The 5487-nt window shown below is 54.3% G+C and carries 2 protein-coding genes; both read right to left on the bottom strand.

What is annotated here, in order from left to right; translation table 11 throughout:
- Nucleotides 1–206 precede the first annotated feature (206 nt).
- Nucleotides 207–2558: an endonuclease MutS2 gene (locus tag Q0482_RS08615; RefSeq protein WP_299145484.1), complete on the bottom strand. Its 2352-nt coding sequence runs from the start codon at nt 2556–2558 to the stop codon at nt 207–209.
- Entirely contained in the window at nt 2559–4970 is a 2412-nt protein-coding gene (locus Q0482_RS08610; RefSeq protein WP_299145482.1) for a U32 family peptidase, read from the bottom strand.
- Nucleotides 4971–5487: the final 517 nt, after the last annotated feature.

Below are 5487 nucleotides of genomic sequence, written 5' to 3'. Positions count from 1 at the left end.
CCCTTGCCCACCCCTGTTTCAGGGGTGGGTGGCGAGCGCAGCGAGCCGGAAGGGGACAGCTGCCTGAGGCTGCTGATATAAAATAGGGGCTGTGAAAAAATGATTTACATTTTTTCACAGCCCCTTTACGTTACGTCAATTCTTTCCCGCCTGTCAGGGCGGTTGTATGGTTTTTGCCAGCCCACCATCTCACTGGGGAAGCGCTCTCAGAAGTACACTTCTGTCACGCCGGCGCCTCCGTTGGTGGGGTCGGCTTCGTGGAATTCGGTGACGAAGTTGAGTGTTCTGAGGTAGTCCTGAACGCCTCTTCTGAGGCTGCCGGTGCCTTTGCCGTGGATGATGCGTACCGGGGAGATGCCGGCCATGAAGCATTCGTTGAGGAAGCGGTCTACTTCCGGGATGGCTTCGTCCACTGTTTTGCCGATGATGTTGAGTTCGGTGTGGACGGCAGCTACGGATCTTGTCATCGTCTTTTTACGGGCGTAGGGCAGGATTTTTTCCTGTTTCTTTGGCTTTTTGGCTTTGAAGAGGTGGTCGGCGGTGACTTTGACCTGGATGAGGCCGCACTGGACCTGGACCTGGTTTCTGCTGACAGAGACGATGGTGCCTTCGCTGTCTATGGTGTCGATGTATACCCAGGTGCCTTTTTTTACTTGGTCTTTGGGCAGTTTTTCCCGCCTGTTTTCTTTGCCCGGCACGTTAAGGCTGTCGATTTTGCCACGGATGTCGGAGATTTTGTCGCCCAGTTTATTCCTGCTCATGGCAGCGGCGTTTTTCTTCAGGTCTTTGATAATGGCTTCGGACTGGACGCGGAGGTCCCGTTTCATGGTTTCCGCTTCTTCTCTTGCTTTTTCAAGGATGGAGTCTTTCCGCCGGTAGAATTCGTCTCTGGCGTTTTCCAGGGAGTTTTTCAGTTCTTCCGCCTGGCGGAGGGTTTTGTCCACTTCTTCTTTTTCCCTGTTCATGTCCCGGCTCTGGCTGTTCAGTCTTTCCATCACTTCTTCCATGTTGTGGAGGGGGGATTCGTTTTTGAGCTGGATGGCCCGGCCGAGGATGACATCGGGCATGCCGAAGCGGCGGCAGATGTTGAAGGCGTTGCTGTTCCCCGCCACGCCGATGATAAGGCGGTAGGTGGGGGCCAGGGTCTTTTCGTCGAATTCCACGAATGCGTTTTCAATGCCCTTCGTTTCGTAGGCCAGTTTTTTCATTTCGCTGAAATGGGAGGTGATGATGGCAGGGGCGCCTTTCATCTGCAGGTATTCGGTCACCGACTGGGCCAGGGCCGCTCCTTCCACGGGGTCGGTGCCGGAGCCCAGTTCGTCCAAGAGCACCAGGTCCTTTTCTCCTGCAGAGGGCAGGAAGGATACGAGCTGGGTAATGTAGCTGGAGAAGGTGGAGAGATTATCCTGAATGCTCTGTTCATCGCCGATGATGGCGTAGATGTGGTCGTACACAGGGAGCATGGATCCCTCTTCCGCCGGAATGAAGAGACCGGACTGGTTCATGAGGGCAAGGAGGCCTGCGGTTTTGATGGCAATGGTTTTGCCGCCGGCGTTGGAGCCGGTGATGATGAGGATGCGGAAGGTTTTGCCAAGGGTCATGGAAACAGGCACCACCCGATCTTCAGGGATTAACGGATGGCGGGCTTTCCGAAGGTCCAGGACGCCCCTTTCGGAGTGGAGGGCCTTGACGCCTTTCATGGCAAGGGCCAGGCGGGCTTTGGCAAAGATGAATTCCATGTCCGTAGCCAGACGGCAGTTGTTTCTTGTGACATCCGCCGTCTTTTTTATTTCTTCCGTCAGTCCTTCCAGGATTTCCCGGATTTCCTGCTTTTCCGCCGCTGTCATTTCCGCCAGGTCGTTGTTCAGTTCCACGGATACCATAGGTTCCATGAAGAGAGTCTGGCCGGTGGAGGAACGATCGTGGACGATGCCGCTGAATTTGTAGCGGTATTCTTCTTTCACCGGCACCACGTAGCGGCCGTTCCGCTGGGTAATGATGGCATCCTGCAGGTAGGATGCCTGGTCCTTGTCTTCCAGAATGTGCCGGAAGGCCCGGCGGATTCTGGACTTCACCGTTTCTTTCTGGGTGCGGATGCGGAAGAGTTTCAACGAGGCCTGGTCCTTCACTTCGCCGTGTTCGTCGAATATCTGATGGATACGGGAAATCAGGGTTTCCTGAGGTACAAGGAGGGAGGAAATCTCTTCCAGCGCCGGATACTGCAGGTGTCTTTCCCCTTCGAAGTAATGGTGCATTTTCTTATAGGTGTCCAGGGAGTTGGAAAGGTCCATGCATTCTTTGGCGGAAAGAAGGCTTCCTTTTTCCGCCTTTTTCAGGGTGTCCAGAATGTCATGGGTTTCTCCCAGGGGGGTGGTGATTTCCCTCTCCAGCAGGATAGACGCTTCTTCCGTTTCCTGCAGGCTTTTTTCCACCACCTCCGACACGGAGGAGGGGGTGAGCTCCAGGGCCATTTTCTTTGACAGGGCCGACGGCGCAAGGTCTGCCAGTTTCTTCCTGATTTCATTAAATTCAAGTATTTCCAGTATATCTTTTTCCATTTATAAAACTCCTCTGAAGAAGTGTCCCCGGGTGACGTCCTTTTCTCCTTTCGAAGAGGGGGCCGGGGCCTTTTTCTTTCCGCTCACAATGTCCCTGCATGCTGCCATTACCGGGGCGGCGTCCTTTTCCGCCCTGAGGTCCAGCACAAAGCCTGTAAGGCCGATTTCCTTTAAAGCCGGAAGGTAGGGCACCATGTCAAGAATACGGGAATTTAATATATGCATATGGCACCATTCGTCCGTTTTCACCGGGAAGCGGGCGCCTTTTTCGTCTTCAAGGAAATAGGAGCCCTTCATGCAGTACCGGGGGCAGTGGTTCTTGTCCCTGCCCCCCATGACGCTGTTGATGACGCAGTACTCGGACACCATCATTTCCGTCCTGCCGTATACAAGGGCGGAAAGGGGGATGGATGCCGCCTTCACCATGTCCCGGATCTGGGGTATGGTGGCTTCTTCCGACACCATGGCGCCGGCCAGGCCCCAGTTTTCGATTTCCTTCACTGCGGCGCCGTTGAAAAGGTTGAAGGATGTGCCTGCCAGAAGGGGCACGGTCCATTTTTCCTTCTCCCACAGTTCTATGACGCCGGGGTACTCGGCCATCATGCCGTCGGGAGAAAGGGCGGCCAAAGAAGAAATCAGGGCGTCCTCTTTCAAACGGTTCTTCTCCCGCACCACCCTTGGCAGGGCAAAGGTAATGACGCCGCCTTTGTCCCGTACCAGGGACAGGGCTTTTTCGTAGTCCTTCACAGGGACAGACCGGTGGTCATAGGTTTCCCCGCCGAAGAGGAAATGGGAGAGGCCGAGAGAAAGAGCTTCCTCCACCTGGTCAAGGGAGGTGGTGCGCACCACCACATGGGGACCCTCTTTCTTAAAGGGAGAAGTCACAAGGGGCGCAAAGGAAATGTCTCTCTTCCCGGGAATGGTCTTTTCATGGGCCTCCTGCCTGAGGGCGGTGATTTTTTCCACCCCCTCCTGGCGCATATGGTTCAGAATGCTTTTCGGCACCATGCAGCCTTCGTTATGGATAGAGGCGCCGGCAAGGGTGAACCATGTATTTCCAAGGCGGCCCAGCTGCTTTCTGATGTCTTCTTCGGAAGTGACTTTTGACAGCGCTTTTTCCGCTGTGTAATCGGAAGAAAGGGTAATTTCATGGCCCTTATCGTCGGAAAGGGTCATGGTAAGATGTTTCCCCGGCAGGGCTTCAAAGGAAAGGAAAAGAGGAATTTTGCCCTTCCTGTCTTTCATGGCAGTGGACTGCTTCTTTCCTTCCACCACAAAGTACACCGCCCCCATTTCCTTCGGCCTTTCGTTATAGCGGACGGTGAATGTGCCCTTCCTTCCTTCTACGTCCTTCATGGGTACAAAGGCCATGGTGTGATGATCCGTTTCATAGGAAATGCCTGTCACCTTTCCGGGGATTTCTGCAATGGAGCTGTGGAAACGGAAAACCGCCCCTTTCACCTGCTCCGCCCGGCCTGCATCTACGCCGTGATTTCCGGGAGCCAGAGCGGTCATCATATGTTTCCCGATATGGTCGTCCAGATAGGAAGAGGCGTAGCCCCGGTTGAACTCCTCCTTCAGGGAAAGCACAAGGGGCTCTGTGTCCGCCTGCCTTCCCCTCTCCGCCTCGTCAATGGCCCGGCGGTAGGCGGCTACGGTGTTATATACATACTCCACGCTCTTCATGCGCCCCTCCACCTTAAGGGACGCCACCCCTGCATCAAGGAAATCGGAAATACGCTCGATGCCCATCATGTCCTTCAGGCTCAGGATATAATCGCCATCATGATTATATCTATGGTCTTTATCGTCCACCAGATGGTAGGGCATGCGACATGGCTGGGCGCAGGCACCCCGGTTTCCACTACGGCCGCCCATAAAGGAACTCATGAGGCACTGACCGGAATAGCACACGCAGAGGGCGCCGTGGACAAAGACTTCGATTTCCACCCCTGACTCCTCCACAATCCTCTTGATTTCCGGAAGAGACAGCTCCCGGGACAGCACCACCCGCTGGAATCCCAGGGACTTCATGAAAAGGGCGCCGTCCAGGTTTGAAATGGTCATCTGGGTGGATGCGTGGAGAGGTATGGAAGGAGCCAGCCTGCGGGCCAGCGCCGCCACTCCCAGATCCTGCACCAGAAGTCCGTCTAAGGGAAGGGTCTCCAGAAAGGAAAGATAGGCTTTAAGATTCCTCATCTCCACATCGCCGATAAGGGTATTCAGGGTCACATACACCGAAGCGCCGTGAAGATGGGCTTCGGAAACGGCATCGGCCATCTCCTCATTGGAAAAATTTCCGGCAAACCGGCGGGCGCTGAAAAGCTTGCCGCCCAGATAAACCGCATCCGCCCCGGCGTCCAGGGCTGCTCTCAAATGTTCCGGTGATCCTGCCGGTGCCAGTAATTCCATGATATTCCTCCTGTGTATTATAAAAAGGGTTCAAAAGGGAAGGTTGACGGCCCTCCGGGCCGAGGGTTATTAAGGTTCTGAAGTTTGACGGGACCTATGGGCCCGAGGGTTGTGGTGGCGGCTGACGCCGCAGGATAAAAGGGCGCGCGGCTGACGCCACAGGTTGTGTAGAAGGGTTGTGGCTGAAAGGTTCTTAAGATTGATGGGCCCTCCGGGCCCAAGGGTTCTCAAGCTTGAAACTGTCGCTCCACAACCTAACCCACTTTCAGGGTCACCTTAATAAGCCACCTCAAAAACTCATTTTTTTCAAGGTGCTTCTACCTATGCTGGTGTATAATAGGCATAGGTTCGCTATGAACCCGTCGTGGTTAAAAGCTCACTATTATGATCAATAATTGTGTAGCCCCTTGAACGTAAAAGCGCTAAGGCCTGTGATGTGGTCATTATCTTTTTGGCTTTATTGTTCTTGGTCATGTATCCATCCGCTCTGTAAGGTTCATCCTTACTCAAGATGTTC

The sequence above is a fragment of the uncultured Dialister sp. genome (assembly GCF_937959425.1).
In the GTDB taxonomy this organism is placed as follows: domain Bacteria; phylum Bacillota; class Negativicutes; order Veillonellales; family Dialisteraceae; genus Dialister.
Note: the sequence above shows the minus strand (reverse complement) of the source record. Positions and strands in the feature narration are given on the sequence as shown.